14 protein-coding genes are annotated in these 19,490 nt (G+C 58.2%); 4 read left to right on the top strand and 10 right to left on the bottom strand.

The genetic code is table 11. The features are described 5' to 3' along the window. Positions 1-49: 49 nt before the first annotated feature. Entirely contained in the window at positions 50-2,401 is a 2,352-nt protein-coding gene (locus tag R3F07_11890; GenBank protein ID MEZ5277074.1) for an arylsulfatase, read from the top strand. Between the two features lie 166 nt (positions 2,402-2,567). Here the strand turns inward: R3F07_11890 and R3F07_11895 are convergent, their stop codons facing one another. The 3 genes from R3F07_11895 to R3F07_11905 form a co-directional block, all read right to left on the bottom strand. Next, positions 2,568-3,338 carry a hypothetical protein gene (locus tag R3F07_11895; GenBank protein ID MEZ5277075.1) on the bottom strand — a complete coding sequence of 257 codons (771 nt, stop codon included), beginning with the start codon at positions 3,336-3,338 and terminating at the stop codon, positions 2,568-2,570. 214 nt (positions 3,339-3,552) lie between these two features. After that, complete coding sequence (locus tag R3F07_11900; GenBank protein MEZ5277076.1) at positions 3,553-4,104, bottom strand: BMC domain-containing protein; 552 nt, start codon at positions 4,102-4,104, stop codon at positions 3,553-3,555. Positions 4,105-4,114: 10 nt separating this feature from the next. Beyond that, positions 4,115-5,434: a 4Fe-4S dicluster domain-containing protein gene (locus R3F07_11905; GenBank protein MEZ5277077.1), complete on the bottom strand. Its 1,320-nt coding sequence runs from the start codon at positions 5,432-5,434 to the stop codon at positions 4,115-4,117. Between the two features lie 830 nt (positions 5,435-6,264). Here R3F07_11905 and R3F07_11910 point away from each other — a divergent pair. Further along, a complete protein-coding gene (locus R3F07_11910) occupies positions 6,265-6,501 on the top strand; it encodes a hypothetical protein (protein ID MEZ5277078.1) in 237 nt (78 codons plus the stop codon). A 177-nt stretch (positions 6,502-6,678) separates the two neighbouring features. Here R3F07_11910 and R3F07_11915 read toward each other — a convergent pair whose 3' ends face one another. Together R3F07_11915 and R3F07_11920 are read right to left on the bottom strand one after the other, a co-directional pair. Then, positions 6,679-8,919, bottom strand: coding sequence for a GH92 family glycosyl hydrolase (locus R3F07_11915; GenBank protein MEZ5277079.1), 2,241 nt, complete (start codon positions 8,917-8,919; stop codon positions 6,679-6,681). Between the two features lie 126 nt (positions 8,920-9,045). Next, positions 9,046-10,017 carry a calcium/sodium antiporter gene (locus R3F07_11920; protein MEZ5277080.1) on the bottom strand — a complete coding sequence of 324 codons (972 nt, stop codon included), beginning with the start codon at positions 10,015-10,017 and terminating at the stop codon, positions 9,046-9,048. 991 nt (positions 10,018-11,008) lie between these two features. Here R3F07_11920 and R3F07_11925 point away from each other — a divergent pair. Beyond that, positions 11,009-11,299, top strand: a complete 291-nt coding sequence (locus R3F07_11925) for a hypothetical protein (GenBank protein MEZ5277081.1) — start codon at positions 11,009-11,011, stop codon at positions 11,297-11,299. Between the two features lie 526 nt (positions 11,300-11,825). Here R3F07_11925 and R3F07_11930 read toward each other — a convergent pair. The 5 genes from R3F07_11930 to R3F07_11950 form a co-directional block, all read right to left on the bottom strand. Further along, positions 11,826-13,163 carry a hypothetical protein gene (locus R3F07_11930; GenBank protein ID MEZ5277082.1) on the bottom strand — a complete coding sequence of 446 codons (1,338 nt, stop codon included), beginning with the start codon at positions 13,161-13,163 and terminating at the stop codon, positions 11,826-11,828. A gap of 1,132 nt (positions 13,164-14,295) precedes the next feature. After that, positions 14,296-15,303, bottom strand: coding sequence for a hypothetical protein (locus tag R3F07_11935; GenBank protein MEZ5277083.1), 1,008 nt, complete (start codon positions 15,301-15,303; stop codon positions 14,296-14,298). A gap of 124 nt (positions 15,304-15,427) precedes the next feature. After that, complete coding sequence (locus R3F07_11940) at positions 15,428-16,672, bottom strand: PD-(D/E)XK nuclease family protein (GenBank protein ID MEZ5277084.1); 1,245 nt, start codon at positions 16,670-16,672, stop codon at positions 15,428-15,430. A gap of 414 nt (positions 16,673-17,086) precedes the next feature. Further along, the gene (locus R3F07_11945) at positions 17,087-17,659 is read right to left on the bottom strand and encodes a PIN domain-containing protein (GenBank protein ID MEZ5277085.1); all 573 of its coding nucleotides are present in this window, start codon (positions 17,657-17,659) and stop codon (positions 17,087-17,089) included. Positions 17,660-17,715: 56 nt separating this feature from the next. Continuing rightward, positions 17,716-18,507, bottom strand: a complete 792-nt coding sequence (locus R3F07_11950) for a tetratricopeptide repeat protein (GenBank protein ID MEZ5277086.1) — start codon at positions 18,505-18,507, stop codon at positions 17,716-17,718. Between the two features lie 389 nt (positions 18,508-18,896). On the opposite strand from R3F07_11950, the gene R3F07_11955 reads away from it, so the two are divergent. After that, positions 18,897-19,034, top strand: a complete 138-nt coding sequence (locus R3F07_11955; protein MEZ5277087.1) for a hypothetical protein — start codon at positions 18,897-18,899, stop codon at positions 19,032-19,034. The last annotated feature ends 456 nt before the right edge of the window (positions 19,035-19,490 follow it).

A 19,490-nucleotide genomic window follows, 5' to 3' on the forward strand; every position in this document is an offset into this window, starting at 1 on the left:
CGGCATCCGGATAGCTATCGCCTATCCAGGAAAGCCAACAACGATTAACATGAAACCAACGCTGCTCGCCCTATTGTGTGGGCTCGCTCTGCCAATCTCTGCCACCACCCCCGACGACGGCTCCGTCCTGCCATTTCCGCCGACCCTGTCCGCCAGCAGGGCTGCGCCGCGCCTTCAGGACTCCATTCACCAGCGCCGCGTCGAGCCGGAGCGTCTCCCAGTGGACGCACCAAACATCCTGATCATCCTGGTTGATGATGCGGGTTTCGGGACGCCGGACACCTTCGGCGGTTTCGCCCACACGCCGAACCTTACCAGGCTGCGCGAAGAGGGCATCGCCTACAACCGCTTCCACACCACCGCGATCTGCTCGCCGACGCGGGCCGCGCTTCTCACCGGCCGCAACCACCAGCGTGTCGGCTCCGGCACCATCGCCGAGCGCGCGGTCGATTGGGACGGCTACACCGGTATCATCCCGAAGACCTCCGCCACCATCGCGGAAGTCCTGCGCAACTACGGCTACAAGACCTCCGCCTTCGGCAAGTGGCACAACACTCCCGCTGACCAGACCACCGCGATGGGTCCGTTCACCTACTGGCCCACCGGTTACGGCTTCGACTACTTCTACGGCTTCCTTGCCGGTGAGACCTCGCAGTATGAGCCCCGGCTGATCGAGAACACCACGGCCATCGAGCCGCCGCACGATGAGACCTACCATCTCACCGACGACATGGTGGACCAGTCGATCAGCTGGCTTAAGAGGCATCGCGCCTTCTCGCCCGACAAACCCTTCTTCATGTACTGGGCACCCGGCGCCGTGCACGGCCCGCACCATGTCAACGCAGAATGGGCTGACAAATACAAAGGCCAATTCGACCAGGGCTGGGACAGACTGCGCGAGGAAATCTTCGCCCGCCAGAAGGCGATGGGCTGGATCCCGGCCGACACCGAACTCACCCAACGTCACCCCACCATGGACTCATGGGACAGCATCCCTGAATCGGAGCGCGCCTTCCAGACCCGCCTGATGGAACTCTACGCCGGCTTCGCGGAGCACACCGACGCTGAGATCGGCCGCCTGTTCTCCGCCATGCAGGAGATGGGCGTGAAGGACAACACTCTCATCTTCTTCATCTGGGGCGACAACGGATCGTCCGCCGAAGGCCAGAACGGCTCGATCAGCGAGTTGCTCGCCCAGAACCAGATTCCCAACTCCGTCTCCCAGCAGATCAAGGCCCTCGAAGAACTGGGCGGCCTCGAAGCTCTCGGCACCTCGGTCACCGACAACATGTATCATGCCGGCTGGGCCTGGGCGGGCAGCACGCCGTTCCAGAACACCAAGCTCGTCGCCTCCCACTTCGGCGGCACCCGCAACCCTCTCGTTGTCTCGTGGCCGAAGAGGCTGAAGGCCGACAGAACCACGCGAACCCAGTTCCAGCACGTCAACGACATCGCACCGACCATTTACGAGTTGCTTGGGATCAAGCAACCCGAGGTCGTCAACGGCTTCGAGCAGGACCCGATGGACGGCGCCAGCATGGCGAAGAGCCTGTCCGATGCTTCCGCTGCCGACAGCAAGCCGACCCAGTACTTCGACAACAACGGCAGCCGCGGCATCTACCACGAAGGCTGGTATGCCTGCACCTTCGGCCCGCTCATCCCCTGGCTCAACGCCCAGAAGGACCTCGCCGACTGGGACTCGGCCAAGGATGTCTGGGAACTCTACGACCTTACCAAGGACTTCTCCCAGGCGCACGATCTCGCTGCGGAGTACCCGGAAAAACTCGCCGAGTTGAAGGAACTCTTCCTCGCCGAGGCCGAGGACAACAAGGTCTTCCCGCTCGGCGCCGGCATCTGGCTGCGCCTCCATCCCGAAGACCGCATCAAGACTCCCTACACCAGCTGGACCTTCGACGACACCACCACCCGGATGCCCGAGTTCACTGCTCCCGCGGTCGGCAACCACAGCAACACTATCACGCTCGACGTCGAGACCGGCGAGGATGCCAACGGCGTGCTCTACGCCATGGGCGGTTCGGGTGGCGGCCTCTCCTGCTACATCCTCGACGGGCACCTGTGCTTCGAATACAACCTGATGATCGTCTACCGGACCCTCATCAAGTCCCCGGACAAGCTCGCGCCAGGCAAGCACACGATTGTCGTGGAAACAAAGTTGGCCCAGCCCAATCCCGGCTCGCCCGCCGACATCATCCTCAGCGTGGACGGCAGGGAGGTCGCCCGCGGCACCACCAAAATGACCGTCCCCGCCGCCTTCACTGCCAGCGAGTCCTTCGACGTTGGCGTCGACCTCGGCTCACCCGTGGCTCGGGATTACTTCAAAAAGGTCCCCTTCCGCTTCGATGGCAATATTCACTCCGTAAAGGTCGAACTCGCGAACTGACAGAAAATCGATTCCAGGCCCTGAAACACGGACAACCGCTTTCCTGCCGATCATAATTCAGGGTGTGCTCTTCAATAAGCTCCTGAACGGCGCTGGCCTTACCCTTGCATGGACGAGAGTTGACGCCCCCCGATTTGCCTTAACCGATCCAGCAGAGCCACCTCCGCTATTGTTTGAATCGCATTTCGAACGTGCGCGACATCGTGCAGGTCGCGCCGCTCTGGTTGACCTGCGAGTGGAGTTCTCCGGTGATGTACTCCTCGTTCTGAACACGCCAGGTGAAGTGGATCTCCATGGGGATTCCATCCTGAGATCCACCGACGGTTCCTTCATAGGTACAGTCGGCCACCCGGTGCATGACGAGGTCGGCGGTATCGCGCGAGAAATCGGTTCCGAGGATGGTGTCGCACCCATCCTGGAAGATCAGTTTCCCGGTCGCTGTATCGGGCGGGAGCGGGACGGTCATGTTGAAAGCTCCGGTGCAGACCATTGCGCCCGGAAGGTTCGTGATGGTCCAGGACCCCTCCCGAGGGCAAATGCAGTCATGGGCGGTGAATGTGAACGTAGAGGTGACGGTCTCGCCTTCTTCCACATTGAAGGTGACTGTTCCGGCGGGCACGTCGCCGGTGCTGGGTCCGGGACTTTCCCCGTCGTCGCAGGTGATGGTCTGCAGGTGATAGCCGCGGGCCAGCAGTGTCGGGCTGATGACGGACAATCTGGATGTGTAGGTTCCGGGTTTCAGGTTCTCCGTGACCAGCTGTTCTTCCTGTCCGAGGCGCAAAGTAATGAGGCCGTCCGGCGTGCCTTCGAAGCGGAGTGTTTCGGTGTCAACTTCGGGCACTGTCACGATCCTGATGATGACCGAGCCGGATCCGTTTTGGGTATCCGCAGAACTGCCGCCGCTGGAATGCGCCGCTGTAGTCGTCGACGATTTCATGGTCTCGGATCCAACGGCCAGACCGCAGGCAGCAACCCATGAGAGAATGGAAAACAGAAACAAACGCATCGCCTTTCCGATGTGAAGAATCGGTTCCGATGTCAACCCCGGCGGATCGACCGCCGGCCGGTCGGAATAGGCAGAGGGCGGTCAAATCCGGCAAGTGAACGCGCAGGTAACGATCCTTTGGCGCCCGGGGACTCGGCCGCCCGGATCAAATCATCTCATTGAGCAGATTGGGATGCGGGCGGGGAATGACGACACGATTGACAAGGAGGCCTTTGGCGGCGACGAGGCCGGCTCCGGCGTCGACCGCGGCCTGAACGGCGGAAATACTGCCGGTCAGGGTGGCAAATGCCTTGCCACCGAGCGCCATGGCGAGACGGATCTCGATGAGCTGGACATTGGCCGCTTTGACTGCGGCGTCGGCGGCCTCGATCATCGAGGTGACGGAAAACGATTCGATCACACCCAGGGCGTCGAGTTTGGTGACCGTGGCGGCGCCGGAGATGGCGGGAAAGACGGCTTCATCGATGTTGGCGAGCACTGCATGGTCGATCACGGCGCCCTCACTGGCACCGACCCCAGCCTGGACGGCGGCCTCCACACCGGCGACATCGCCGGCGACCGCGACCATGTATTTTCCCGAGCAGATAGATCGGGCCAACAGCATTTCCACGTCGGCGGCTTTGAGCATGGCGTCACTGGTGAGGTAGCCGGCCGCGATGCTCGAGAGTTCGACGATTCCGATGGCGTTTTTGGGCATGGCGGGAGTATCAGGTTTTCTCGATGACGATGGCGCCGTTCACCGAGGTGACGGTGCCGGCTATGCTGGAGTGAATGCGGGCCGCGAGCTTGCCCTCCGGGATGTCGGCCACCAACTGTCCCGCCGCGACCCGGTCGCCGGGACGAACCACCGGCTGGGCCGGGGCGCCGACGTGCTGGGTGAGTGGCAGGGTGATGCGGCGGGCGTCGAAATCAACGTCGGTCCACGGCGCCGAAACATCGTAATGTTTCACCCCGAGCTTCAGCATGAGCGCCTTGATCGGCACGTGCCGGCCGGCCTCCATGGGGTGTGCGGTGATCTTCCTGTCCGGCCCGAGCCAGCGCGCCAGTCCGGCTTTCTTGCGGTCGTCCCTGGCCTGGTCGCAGGCTTCCTTCGGAAATAGGTCCTCGGGGCAGGAGTAAAGGGTGCAGAGTCCACAGGAGCAGCATAGGTCCGCCCACTTGCTCCAGTTTTCCTTACCCGTGGCGGTGAACCCAAGGGTTCGCATGACCTTGTGCGGCTGCACGTCATAGCCCAGCAGGTAGCGGGGGCAGAACTCGGTGCAATAGCTGCACTGGTCGCAGGCCGACTTGCCGATCCGGTGCATGGCTTCTTTCGGCCGCAACATGCGCTGCACAAGCCGGTGCTGGGTCGGCAGAACGATCAATCCGCCCGTGGTCTTGGTGACCGGTTTGGAGAGGTCCTGCTCGATGCGGCCCATCATGAGACCGCCGACGAATACGGTGCAGTCGGCCCTGGTGGCGCCGCCCGCAATATCGATCACTTCCTGCAGGGTGATGCCCACCGGCACGGCCAGACTCATCGGCCGTTTCACTTCGCCGGTCACGGTCAGGAACTTGCGCGTGACCGGCCGGCCGTCCATCGCCTCCGCGATATTGAAGAGGCTTTCGGAGTTGTGAACCACGACGCCGACCTGCAGCGGGATGCCCCCCGCCGGGATGAGCCGCCCGGTGCACTCGTGGACAAGGACAAACTCGTCTCCGGCTGGATAATAGTCTCCGAACTTCTGGATCCTGATCGGCGTTCCCGCCGTCGCATTCTCCAGTGCGGCGATCGTCTTTGCGCGTTTGGCTTTGATTCCAAAGATTGCCTGTTTCGCCCCGGTGACCTGGATCGATGCCTCCATCCCTCGGATGACCTGAGCGGCATGGGCTTCGGTCAGTTCGGCGTCCTTGTGCAGCAGCGGTTCGCACTCCGCACCGTTGGCCAGGACGTATTCGACCTCGGCCTTGAGTTTGATGTGGGTGGGGAACCCGGCCCCGCCGGCCCCGACCACTCCGGCATCCATTACCGCTTTGAGAATGTCCATGTTGTCATGAGTCACGCATGTCTGTGCCGGAAAGAACCGCACCTTTGCCTGCCCGCGCAGGGCGTGTGAACGGGCAAAAGGGGTCAGGCTTGGTCGTGTCTTTTTGAGCGATAGTGTTGTGAGGTCTTCTCGTGCGAAAAACAGCGATTGAGGAGAGGATTTGGTCCGCCCCGGTCTTCGGCCACATGGGTGGTGAATGAAAAACCATGACAACCATCAACGGGGCTAGGGTGATGATTAGGTCATCGAGCCCGTTTAGCCAAATCCTTTCGTTCCCACGTCGATCGGGTTTTGAAGCCCTCGTGGCGAATTACGGCATCGATCTTCAAACTCTGGCGTGCTTGTCATGCCTCTCAATACTGGGTCACCGCATCCGCCGGGGGTAGCGCATCCGGCTGAAAACACGCAGTGTTCTTCGACCCGGTGTTCGGTCAGAGAGGCCCAACCGCTGAAGGTTGCCTTCCGGAATCCGGAATCCGGGACCCGGATAGGGATCTACTGGCGGATCCGATTACCGGATGATCGGATGTCCCGGCAGGCTATGACACGGAATTGATTTGTATCCCTGAGGTGAAGCCTTAGGTTCTTCCTCGTTCTTTCCCACAACATCCTTCGAGTGCTCCGCAGGCAGCGGGGCCGCCAACCGGGTTGATGAGAGTCACCACGGTGGTCCAGACGGGGTCGTGTTTTTCACGGTCCCGCGGGATGCGCAGTAAACCACTGAATCCAAGCACTCTCCCGTTCGCTGATCCGCCGGGAGCTCACTGATGAGTGCCCGGCGTTTTTTTTGACGCGGGCGGAAGGGTGCGTGTTCGAAAACCACGATACCCATGACCGACAGCACGTTATCGGGAGGCGTCCTGAGCCTCCGCACCGATCCCCGCAACGATCGCCATCACCTCTACCGGAACAACCGGGGGAATTGGTGGATCCACTACACCCTCCACTTGCCGGATCATACGGCCAGTCGGGTCCGTCGCAGTCTGGCCACCCGGGATCTGGCCGAGGCACGCAGGCGCCGGGATGAGATCCTCGCACGAATGAGCGGAGAGGCGGTGGCGTCGTGAACCGCATACCGGGACCCGCGGCGGCTGAGCGGGATCCGCGATTCTGTCAGGGAGTGTGGCGCTGGAAATGGAATCAGACCCATGTCTTCAACCATCAAGCGACAGGCAGGCGAATTGTGAAGTGCGGCCTGGGTTTCGCTCGGGGCACCGAATCGGGAAGTTCCGGCGGCGACGGTCTCAAGAAAGCTCGGTGGACAAGGAGAACGGCAGGTCGCCGGCTGCGTGTGGAGAGTCTACGGGTTGGTCGGTCATGTTGAAGCGCAGCGTGCAACCGTTGGCCAGGGTTGTGTGCGCGATGTCGGCGGCACTGTGGTTTTCACCGTCCACCTGGACTGACTCTACGTAGACGTTGTGGACACTGTTGTCGGGGGCTTCGACGACGAGATCCCGGCCGTTGGGCAAGTGCACGGTGGCCTTTTTGAAGAGCGGGCTGCCGAGAACAAACGAGGGGTGTCCCGGGCAGAAGGGGAAGAAACCAAGCGCCGAAAAGAGGTACCACGATGCCATCTCGCCGTTGTCTTCGTCGCCGCAGAAACCATCGGGCGAATAGAGTTCGCCGAGCACGCGCCGCACCCAGTATTGTGTCCGGTGGGCGGCACCGGCGAATGGATACAGGTAGAGTACATGATGCACGGGTTGGTTTGAATGGGCATACTGGCCGAAGTCGACCGCAGCCATTTCGGTCATCTCGTGGATTTCAGTGTTGTAGTTGCCGACTTCGAAACGCGGCGGCAACGACAGCATGGCATCGAGTTTCCGGACGGTGGCCCCGGGTCCGCCAAAGAGGGCGATCAGCCCGGCGGCATCGTGCGGCACCGCCCAGGTGCATTGCCACGCCGATCCCTCGATATAGGCGCCGCCCCAGCGAAACTCGTCGAAGGGACTTTCCCACGAACCATCGCGCAGACGCCCCTGCATGAAGCCCGTCGCTTTGTTGAAGGTGTTGCGGTAATGGAAGGCGCGTCGGCGGAATTCTTCGCAGTCTTCTTCGTGGCCGAGCGCCCTGGCCACCTGGGCGACGCAGAAATCGTTGTAGGCAAAGTCCTGCGTCCGTGATGCGGCGTGCTCGACCTCGTCGTGCGGGACCCACCCCAATTCCATATAGGCCCTGATGCCGCGGCGACCATAGTTGCCGGCGTCGTCGCCGGTCCGGGTGGCGTTCTTGAGCATGGCCTCGTAGGCCGTATCCAGGTCAAAGCCCGTAATGCCGCGCACGCAGGCATCGGCAATGACTGCGTCCAGGTGGGTGCCGATCATGCAGGCGCGGTAGCCGGGGCTGGACCACTTGGGAAACCAGCCGCCCTCCCGATAGGCCTGGACCCAACCTTCGAGGATCTCCGACAAACGCACGGGATCGAGGAGGGCGAGAAGCGGGTAAACGGTTCGGTGCGTGTCCCAGAAACCGTTGTCGGCATAGAGCACACCCGGATGCACCTGCCCGTCGTAGGGACTGAAGTGGCAGGGCAGGCCCGCGTCGTCGTATTCGTACCAGGCGCGCGGGAAGAGGTGGGCCCGATAGAGGCAGGAATAGAACGTGGTAAGCTGCGCATCGGTGGCGTCTTCGACGTGGATCCGGTTGAGCACGGTATTCCACGCCGCTGACGATTCGGCGAGGACCTCGTCGAAACCGCGGTCGCCAACTTCGCGGGCGAGGGTGCGGCCCGCCTGTTCGATGCTGATAAAGGAAGTGGCGATACGAACGGTGACAGGTTTTGCCGTCGGCAGGAATTCGATGAAGGCGCCCATCCCGTCTCCGCTGCGGCTCGTCCCGTCTTCCCAAACCTCGTCGCCTTTGAAGAAGCCGCCACCGGTCGTCGGAGTTTCCAGCTCCATGTGGAAGTAGAGCGCGTAGTTGGCGGATACGCCGCCGCTGTTGGCGCGGGTAAAGCCGCTCAAGGTGCTTCCCTTGGTATCCAGCTCGAACCGGCATTCTCCATCGAAGAGGTCGACGATGAGACGGGCCGGTTCTCCGGTAGGAAAGTGCAGGCGCATCACGGCGCAGCGCTCAGTTGGCGTGAATTCGACCTCAGTCCGGTAACGGCCTAGGATCGTGCGGAAATAGTGAGGGCGCAGTATCGTGTCCTGTGGGCGGAAGACGGACGAGCGCCTTTCGCCCTGCAGGAGGCGACGGCCGCTTTGTGGACAAAGCAGGAAATGTCCGTAATCGCCGATCCACGGGCTGGGCTGGTGGGTTGCGCGAATGCCCTGCAGTTGGCGCGCATCGGGCTTGTAGAAGCGCGGGCTGTCTTCGGTCTGGGGGGCCCAGTGCGTCATGGCGAAGGGGCGGGCGACCAGGGGCAGGGTATTGCCCTGCGAAAAGGCGTGGACCGAAGAGGTTCCCTGGGCGGGGTTGGCGTGGTCGAGCAGGTTCCGCATGATGACTCGGTCCTTGAGCTGGTGGCGGAAAAGATCTAGCACGAAGAGGGCCTGAAGGGGATCGGATTCTTCAGCCTGTCTTCATTTGGTTCCATGCGGGCGGATCCGGGAGGTGGCGGGTTCGGGTCGAGGTGCGGCGGGAATTGCCGCGTGGGCATACCTCCATGACTACCCGCCGAGAACCTTGCTTATCAGGTAGGCCGCATAGGCCATGTAGCAGACCAGCAGCACCGCGCCCTCGATGCGGTTGATGCGTCCCGGTCCCCGGAAGCCGTAACCGATGACGAACAGCGAAAGGGTCAGTGCGGCCATCACAAGCATGTCCCGACTGAAGATTTCAGGTCCGACAGCCAGCGGGCGTATCGCTCCAGCGATACCCACCACCGCCAGCGTGTTGAACAGGTTGGAGCCCAGAACATTGCCGAGAGCGATATCGTGTTCGCCCTTCCTGGCTGCAATGATTGACGAGGCCAGTTCCGGCAACGAAGTGCCGACGGCGACAATGGTCAGGCCGATGATCAGGTCGCTGACCCCGAACCCATGAGCGATCTCCACCGCGCCCCAGACCAGAATGCGGGAACTGACAATCAACAGCGCGAGTCCGACTGCCAGCCAAACGACCGCTCGGCGAATGGGCATGGCACGGACGTCCAGTTCTTGTTTTATCTCGATTCCCAGAGCATCCTCTTTTTTCCCCAGCCCCTGCCAGATGGTCCAGGCCATCAAGCCGCCAAACACGGCCAGCAGCACCATGGCATCGAGCCGGGTGATCTCGTCATCCCAGAGTTGCCATGCCGCCAGGGCGGTGACCACCGTGAGGATAGGTAATTCCTTGCGCAGCACCTGCGAATGTACGGCGATGGGGCTGATCAAGGCCGTTACCCCCAGGATCAGGGCGATGTTGGTGATGTTCGAGCCGTAGGCATTTCCCAGCGCGATTCCCGGGTTACCCTGGGAAGCGGCCAGCACCGATACCAGCATCTCCGGCGCGGAGGTGCCGAACCCGACAATCGCCATGCCGATCAGCAACGGCGGCATACCGAAATGGCGTGCGGTAAAGGCCGATCCCTCCACAAAGCGATCGGCGCTCCAGATGAGGAGCGCCGAGCCGAAAACCACAGCAAGAAATGCCAGTGTCATACGGAAGTGGAGTAAGTGTCTGGTTTGGGTTCTGTAGGTCAAGGGGCGTGACGGGAGTCGGCAGGCGGCGACCACCTAAGAGGAAGGTGGTGAGGACGTTTGGGTGGAGGATCCTGGAAAACGAGTGGCTGCAGCGAATGAAGGCGCATCCAACGCCCTTTCTGTCCCACGGGGGCGGGCTCTTCTCAGGAAGTGATCAAGAGACTGAAAGCCATCCCGCGGGACTTTCGGGCGGGGCTACCGCAAATCCCGGAATTCCTGGATTCAAAGGTCTGCAGAAAAGATCGAAATCAGTTCTTGGATCTCGAGTTAGGCCAGCCGTGTTCTCCGTGAAGGTTTCGGCTGAGCTGCCGCAGGCCCGAGTAGGGGCGGTGACTTTCGTTCTTGCCAAGCAGAGCGGAGGGGTAAAAGAATTCCGCTTTCTACGGGTCGATAGCTCAACGGAAGAACAGTTGCCTTTAGTCGACGTATCTGGTTTAACACTACTGATCCGATCTGATCTCTTCCATGCTGGCCTTACACTTACGGGTTTCAGAAGTTTCTGGAATGATCCCGAATGTGCTGGATTTTCGGATCGAGTATAGAAGGGTGTATAGTACTTTGACGTCGTCCAATCGGCCGGCAATTGATGCGGGGAAAGGCCTTCCGAACGGCAAGCGTGTGTTGACAGCGCTTCATTGCGTGTCTGAGCGTTTTGAAAAAAGCACTTGTTTTTTCAAGTGAAAAGGACGAGGCTCTTTCGTGGCCTTTGAATTCGATCCGAGGAAAAGTGCGGCCAACCAGGCGAAGCACGGGATCGACTCTTGAGTTGCCCAAAGGCCTTGGTCGGATCCGAGAAAGATGATTCTTCGAGCTGAAGCGCGGGGTGAATCCCGCGAAGCGATCCTGGCATCATTGGGCGGGAGGGTCTGGTTTGGCGTATTTACACTGCGAAAAGGCCGAGTCCGCCTGATCAGCGTCCGCCCGGCTCGACGAAACGAAAGGAGAATCTATGAAGAAGCAGAGTAAAGGAACGGTTCGGAGCCTCGATGGAAAGCGGACGGTTTCGTTGGAGGAGTTCGATCGAATCGCCGACAGCGGGTCCGATGAAATTGATGAATTCCTGGATTGGTCGAAAGCGAAACGGGGAGGGGCCCGTCCCGGTGCGGGTCGCAAGCCAAAGGAGTCCGTGCGCCTGCAGGTCAGCTTGCGTCCTGAGGTCCGGGAAAAACTGCGTCGACAAGCCACCCAGCGCGGCATGACCCAGACCGCATTGCTTGAGGAGGCCATTACCCGGCTCTAGATTGTCGCCGATTCCGTAGCGATTGAGGATCAGAGTGTGATCTTCCCCTCGCTTCCTGGCCACGGTCACCAGGCGCTCCGGGGCGTTGGCCCGGAGTTTGAAGCTGTAAGTACTGACTTCCACAGTAGGGGGATGTCCGATGGGGTGCGCTGAGAGTCAAGGGCCCGCCTTTTCGGGATGCGGGCTCCTTTTCCGTGAAGGTTTCGGCTGAGCTGCGCAGTCCCGACTAGGGGCGGTGACTTTCGTTCTTGCCATACGGGGGGAGGGGGCAAAAGGATTCTGTCTTCTACGGGTCGATAGCTCAACGGTAGAGCAGTTGCCTTTTAATTCCTGTATCCGGTTTATCACTACCGATCTGATTTGATCTCTTCCTTGCTGGTCTGACACTTACGGGTTTCATCCTTTTCTGAAATGATCCCAAATGTGCCCATTTTTTGGATCAGGTATAGAAGTGAGTATAGTACTCTGGGCGATTTTCTACGGATCACAGAATTGCTTTCCGCCAGTTGAGATTGCTGGCTGAAGATCAGGTCTTGGGGCGTTGCCAATGGCTTTTCCATGAGCGATGGTTGCCCTCACTGTGGTAAGGGCTAGTCCAATTTTGGGAATAATCAGGCGTAGAGTTGCTTGGCTCCTCTTGACCTTCACGCGGACCTGAGTCGTCGGCGTCCTTAGCTAGAACTGAGGGAAAGTTTCGCGTCCCAGGGTATGGTCCACCAAAAGGTACTGTAGTCGGATCAAATTGGCCATCGATCAGGGGGTCGGGATAACCTGACTCGAATGGCGCCGTCGCTTTGGCTGTCTCCCTTGCCCATGAGAGCCACTTAGCCTGCTCAGCGTTCAGTTCATTGGCTTGAGTATCCAACCAGCGCTGTTCGCACACAGTAACAAACTCCGTGATCGACTGAGACACTTGCCACCATTGGGCTGCTCTCCTCAGATCGTCGAGCCGGAGTTGCTTTACGGTATTGAGGGATTCGAGGTGCCGCCGTATGGCTACGTCTCGCTGACGAATCCGTTCTTCCTCTTGCTCTTTTCGCCAGAGTTCCTCGAGTTCCCGACGCTCCTTTTCGTCGCTAATTGCCTCTTGTTCGCGCCTTTCATTTAGCTCGCGGTGATAGGCGCAGGTGAAGAGGATGATCTTTGAAGCCATTGCACGCGGAGATCCCTTTCCGTCGTCAATCCACTGTTCGGAGGTTCTTTGGCAGTAATCATCGGACTCGATGACAAAGAGCAATGATCCGCTCGGGACCTTGTTGCGCGTTACAGTCTGGTACCGTCTGCCTTGAGTTCGGGTTGCGCTCGGCTCGCTCACGAGCGTTTCAGTGATCTTGAGGAATAGCCGATCTTGGCCGTTTACGAAATAGCCACCGCCCGATGATCGTCTCGAATGGCGGTATGGTAATCCGCGAGACTCAAGCTCTTTGACGATTGCGTGGATTGATTGCGTCGCTCTCCATGCTGCGGCTTTGCTGATCTGTGCCTTTGGCAGAGCTGGTTCATCGAGCCAGACCAGCCCGTCGGAGTGCTCTTTGGACTTCTGCACAGCATGCAGGAACTCTTCAGCGACTGGGTGAAGGTTCGATGGTGAATTGGGAATGATCAGTTTTCGAGACAACGGCCTATTCAGTGCTTTTAAGAGTTCCTCGGGGGAAGGCGGAAGGGCCGGGCGCTTGATGCGATGTCCAGCCGCGATCTTTGCCCAATAGCCCGGCGGTGGCCGAGGGACGCTCAGTTTTCGGCACCGCTTGGCAATTGCGACGTCCGATACGCCGAATTCCTCGGCCAGTCGAATGCCCGGGCTCTCCCATACCTTTTCATAAAGCTCCTGCCTTGTGAGTTGGTGCAAATCGCTCTCTCCCATGGTTACATTACTATCCCCATGCAATTACAGCACTTGGATGAGATCCAGTCAAATATGCAATCAGTCCAGAAAAGGTCCAAACCCAGTTCTGCTTGGGAGAACGACTCTCGCTCTGATCTTCGAGGGTCGCAAAAGCAAAGAGTTGCTGACTCTTTTCATATTTCGACCCTTTTCAGATTATTTGCCTGTCGCTTGAAGATATGCCGTCGATGGTAAGCGAGGAATGGGATTTGCTGGGGACGAAATGGACCTACAGAAGCCTCTGGGTTGATGTTCCATCGAGTCAGCAGGTTGGTTATTGTGGAATTGGAGACTCTCATTCGGCCGTCATTGGTGAACGTGATCCCGCACCTGTCGAATAGGCGATCAACATGAGGCGCCAATAGTAGTCCATTGGCGCCGTTCAGTCTGTCAGCGTTCCCGCTTTTGATCCACGGTCTGATATGGCTCGCGACTAGAAACATGGAGTCCGTGACCCCAGTGACCCTGCATCCTCGTTGTTTTGCCAATACTCTTTGCTTGAAAGTCCCATGTCCGCGGCAAGCGTTTATTAGTGTAATCTTCTCGGTTTCTGAGAGATCCGAATCATGAATCTCTTGTTCAGCGATGTTTCCTGCGATTTCGTCACTGAGCTCCTGGAGTTCAGAAGTTACCCGGCACGCATCAGAGGTCAGTCTGACAATAGCGTAGAACAGATCTTTGGAAATCCAGGTGAAGCGCACCAGTTGGTTTCCGGCGCCATCGCTCTTAATGGGTGAGTATTGGGTGGGAAACAGGGTCTGCATCTGGCCATAGAATCGGCGGAGCTGTAATGCTGTAACGGCTCGTTGAACGCCGTCCAAATCACGGGGATTTTCCCTTCCGCAACATGTTGATCGCTAATATATGAAACACCAGAATTCGCTGTTTCGGGCGACCACCGGCCGCAGACAAGGCCGACGCATGAGATCATTCATTCTGCGGAGGAAACTACGAGGTCACCTGGGATCGCGTCCGCAAGTCTACTGTAGTCTCTGCAGGCTCTCCCGCTTTCCGTTGTTTGTGGAATTCGGATGAAGCCGCCGTGGATCTCCTCTTGAGCGGTGCGATTGTGGTTAACCCACCAGTAGTTCATCGCGATGTCGAATTTAGGTTAATCGGGTCGGGAAGTAAGGCCGACAACACGGTAATCCAAAGGAATACGGAATTCATTCTGGAGCTTCCTGAGATACTCTCGATCCCGTAGCTTGAGCTCATTCCGGCCAACGATCACGAGCTTCACGGGCCCCTGGTATTCGTGACCCGGGTAGTAGGCATATTCAAGGATTTGCCCCAAAGCCTCGCGGATTACCTTTCGAGGTTGGAGGGCAGTCTTTATCTCGAATAGGAGGAGCTCCTGATCCTTCCTGACACTGACATCGACGAAATCTTCTTCCCTAATGACTGCCGAGTTAGGAAATTCGGCTTGAAGCTCCTTCATCAGTTGAGCCTGCATCCGGGCGTGTTCAGGAGTTACGTCGATAGCAGGAACTGCTTCTCGTGTGGTCGTGCGAGCATCGGGCAGATCTAGCGATCCGAACCTTCCAGCCAGTGTCGGTATGTCGTTCCTGGCTTTGGTTTCCCTAAACCCGAACAGTTGGTATCGTTGGAGCTTCAGGACCCGATCTCCTTCTTTAGCGAATGTGCCCTTTGGGAATTCTGAGATGTTTCTTTGCTGGTATCGGATGTTAAGGATGTGTTCAGGTCCAGGGGCATTGGTGAGGCCAGAGATATCGCCTCCTATCTCTTCGACCTCATTGCACATTGTTTGATACCACCCACGCTTTTTGAACTCGGCAAGGGCGTCTGCAGCCTGCGATTTATCTAGGCACTCGATATCACTTATGGTTGCTACGAAACGTCGCATTCTGTCGGGTTGGATCGTGAACAAAGTAAGGTCGAATGACTCTCCGGCCCGCACCAGGTTCGTATGGCTCTTATTCACGCCCTGGATGAAGGAGTAACGCCAACCGTCAATCACCCACTCAGAACGGAAAAGCCAGTCCTCATGACCGTACCCGACCCTATTATTGAAGGTGCCTCTGGCTTCGTACTTTCGAGCTTCCCCAGTAGGAGAACGCCAGCCTGTCGGATTGAATGATATTCGAGTGAGTTTGTGCATCGCAAGACTCAATGAGCTGGCCTAGTGTCCAGAGGGTTCACAATGGATTTCTTGAGTGAGGCCCAAAACACGAAGACTCCATTGTCATCTGCAAGTCTTGGGGGGATTTCTTCTTGGGGGCTGATTAGGTTTCCGGTTCCGGCAGCTCTTCGATGAGCTCTCGGATCACTGCGATCCGCTCCTGAATGTCAGGCTTCGCAAGCATATTGGCGATCTTCTTCCATAACTGCTTCGCTTGTTCTTCAGTGCCTTCGTCAGAATCTAGATCGAAATGAACACCTGTGGGTAAGCTTTCGATCGTGATCCACTGCGGGTTCGTTTTTGGTGTTCTTGGCTTTGATGCGAAGGGCTTTTCTCCAATCCGACTGAGAATCCGTTGGTACCAAGCATACGGTGGTCTGCCGGCTATAATCCTAAGCGATGTTCGACCTCGTATTGGAATCGCGACTTCAAATAGAACGAATGCCCCATTGGGCCCCCATGCAGTTCCGGCGCGGTTCTTGGGGACGTCCCATTCAGTGGGTAGAAACCGGAATGAGCTTTTTGTAGATGCGACAGGCAAAACTCCCTTGGACTGTCGCGCAGACGTCTGCAGCGCCTCACTTGCCGCCTCACGTTCGTCTGGTCGGTGCTCGAGGATCACGTCAATGGCGCGATGGTGCTTGCGGTAGATGGACCGGGCTAGGCGGGCGATTTCGGAATCGTTCATGAATCTTTCCTCCAAAAGGCGCAGGTAACTCTCCATTAGGAGCCGGGGCTCAGCACCTATCGAATTCCTTCGTCGTTGCAGGGCGTCGCGCAGGGCTTCAGTCACCTGGGAATAGTCTGCGGATATAAAGGCGTCATCTTCTGGGTCTTCGTCGTCCCGAGTCAAAAAGATGAATAGCTGCTTCGCTGCCTTTGGAAACTCGGTTTCAATTGTTTCACGGTAGCGCCGCAATTGGTCCGAGTGTTGCATTGAACCGACCTTGTTCTCGATGCACACAACCCATTGCGCGCCGTCGACGTGAGTCAGCAGGACCAAGAGATCAATGCTACGCCATTCTCGGCGCACTTCGACCGCTGCGAGATTCCAGGTGTCGATCTCGACAGGAGACAAAGGAGGTCTCTCGACCCCATCCGCGGCATGGACGATTCGGATTAGCCAGTTTTGCAGGAAAAGATCATCGAGCCCATGGTCCTGTGCCGGGTCCAGGAGCCACGCTAAGGTATGCGAGTGCCGCAGTTCGGCGTTCGCCGCGCCAAGAGTATCGAAGAGATTGAAACCGCCAAGCCGATCCTCCAATTCCGCTAACTCGGGGCAGTTTACGACTAAGGCCGTCAGAGCCGCCTGTTCGGTGGTGTCCGCCGCTGAAACTCGCTCGCTCATCGATCTGCTAAGAGCGTTCCTAGCGCTTGCCCCAAGACTCGGAATTCTTCCTTGGCGTCGAGGCCTTCGACGATCTCGGCTACCAACCCGGTTCGGGATGAGAGGCCTCCAGCCTCATCTTGAATGGGGTGCGAGGTAAGCATGTGGATAAGGTTCCCTTGATCTATGTGGGGTTGCCGCCGGCTCTTGGGTAGCGGTTTGTTTTCTTATTGGCGATGAGACGATTTAGACGCAACGATATTGCCAACTGGAACAATTTTCAGTCAGAACATGGCAATTAATGCTCGGTGAGGGTCTCCACCGGATACGCTGACGTCGACTCGTGATTCGTATGGTCAAATAGTCCGAAGGAGCGCCGTCAGAAGCTGCATATTGGCAGTTCACGATTCGGTTGATATGGACTCTGCAGTCTGCCTAAGGTTGGCCGCATTCTTCGGGATAGGTCACAGACCCTGTCTCGGTGATTTCGATCACTTTGTCCTTCACGAGCCCCTGGATGGTCTTTTCCAGTTCATCGGGCGTCAGGCTCTTGGCGAAGGCGGCTTGGATTGAGGATTCAAGGGTCTTCCGCTTCGCTGGGCGGGAGACTTTCTTCTCTCGGTAAAGCCGCTGCAGGAATTCCGCTCGTTCATCTTGCTTCATCAGGGCGGGAATTTCCGCGAATGATTCACGACGCGAGGCCAGGATTTCGCGGTCTTTTAGATAGCGCACCACTGCATCAAATCCCTTGTCTCGCGAGAGGATGTGATAATAGCCCGTCGGATCGATTTCAGTCTGTCGTCCCACCTCACAAGCGAGTACAAAATCAAGTGCGTTCTTCGCCGCTAGACCTGTCTCGACGAGGCTGACCTGAGCTGCATGTGACTGAATCAGCTTCACTAGCGGAACTGGTAGCGCCTTGTGGCGCTCGCCCAAGACCAGCGTTACATGGGCAGCCTTCCCTCCTAAGCGATCAAGATCCGCCTCGTGGACGTTTTCGTAGTCCACGTAAATGTAGTTATTCCGTGTCATTGTTAAGGATTTCGGCTCGAAAGTTGGAGGGATCAATTGCCTAGAGTTCGGACAAATGGTGTACCCACTATCCGCAGTCCGACGGATTTCGAGGTGATCGCTTCGCAGAGGAAGGTTGCCGGTCCAGTGTCCAGATCGAACGTTCTGGTCTCCTCGCGTCGGATCCGGGTGCCGTTCACTGCAGCGACTTTCTCATCGTTGCTTTCGATGATACCTTGAAGAGCGAGTTGGGAAAAGACCAGCTCCGCTTCGATTGGATTATGACCTTTCAGGTCTCCGATCCTAAAGGTCCGCAAGATGGCCTCGGCTTCAGTGACTGAGGCGGACGAAATCTTGGGGACGATAATCTTCAAGCGTTCGCGGTAGATATTGGGGTTCCCGAGCGGAAAGGGGGGCTCGGATTTGACCGCCAGGGACATCCAGATGTAGGCATTGACTTCGTTTCTTGGAATTGTGGCCTCAGACAGGTAGGCGTTGGAAATGCGGGCCTGAGCCTTGGCGACTCCCTGCATGGCGGAACGGCTCCACCAGAGAATGGCGAGACGCCGGTTCTTGAGCCCTTGTTTCCCTGAACGGTACCTCAAGTGGTATTCCCCCAGTTCATATTGAGCGAGAGGGTGGCCCTGTTCGGCAGATTTTCGGATCCAGGCAATCTTCTCATCAGGCTTCGTCAGGTAAATGGAAGTGCCGTACAGGTACTGGGCATCGCGGTCACCGGCTTCCGCCGCCGCTTTGATTCGGGCAATGTCTGGAGCAGCACTCCATGCGTTCTGGGTCGCAAGCAGGAAGACAAGAATCAGGAAGTTCCTTAATGAGTGATTCACGAGACGGTTTCCAGTTTGAGGACCTTCTCAGTATGTCGGCATTTCGGGAACGCGCTGCAGCCCAGAAACTTACTTCCCAGGTTTGGACCGCGACGGGCGGTCCGAGTCACCATTGGCGAGCCGCACTTAGGGCAAATAGGTTCGGCGACAGTTCCAAGTGAGGAAGGGGGATTTACGGGGGCCGTGGTTGTTGAATCGGCCCGTGTGGCCTGGATCAGCCTCACGAGGGAGGCACCATCAATCAGGTCGACAGGCTTTCCAACTGCGAAGCGGGTGGCTTCTTGAGTGAAAGTGCCTGAAGTCACGATCGCCGCGCGGCTGGCTTTTCTGGCGGTCAGGAGTCCAAACATTTCCCGTATCACCGAAACGCCGACGGATCGTGACTTCCAGTGCTTGCACTGGACCAGGATGGTTTCGCCTTCCTTTCGGACCACGAGATCGACCCCGCCATCTGGTCCGGTTCCGAGGGAGACATCGACCCGGTACCCGTGGCGCCGGTAAACCTCGCCGACCAGGAATTCAAATGACTTCCAGGACAAGTCTCGGAGGGAATCCAGTGAAATGATTCCGCCAGCCAGCCGGCGGCACCGGAGCCTGAAGAGAAGCGAAAGAAGCGAGAGAACGAGAAAGGGTAGGGTGGCCAGGCAACCCAGGGTGTAAGCACCGGCCTGGATCGAATCAGCAATCAAGGTTCCAGACCCGAGAAGAGGCAAGCCGAAGGAAACGACGCCGTAGGTGCCTGCCCCCAGAAGGAGACTCACCCAGAAGGGAGCACTGACCAGAATATCCCCCAACGATTCCCGTCTGTTAGCCACTTATTTGCTATCGGATCAGTTGCCTCTACCTTCAACGCCGGTGGTGGGGGAGGCAACTCCCGGCGTCGCGATTTCATTCAACTTAGGTTCGGGATTCCGGGATTCGATGTCCGTCCAGCATGCATCTTTGGTTCCGACTACAAACGGCGAGGGCCTGTTGCCCGAATC

It is taken from the genome of Opitutaceae bacterium (assembly GCA_041395105.1).
Taxonomy (GTDB): domain Bacteria; phylum Verrucomicrobiota; class Verrucomicrobiia; order Opitutales; family Opitutaceae; genus B12-G4.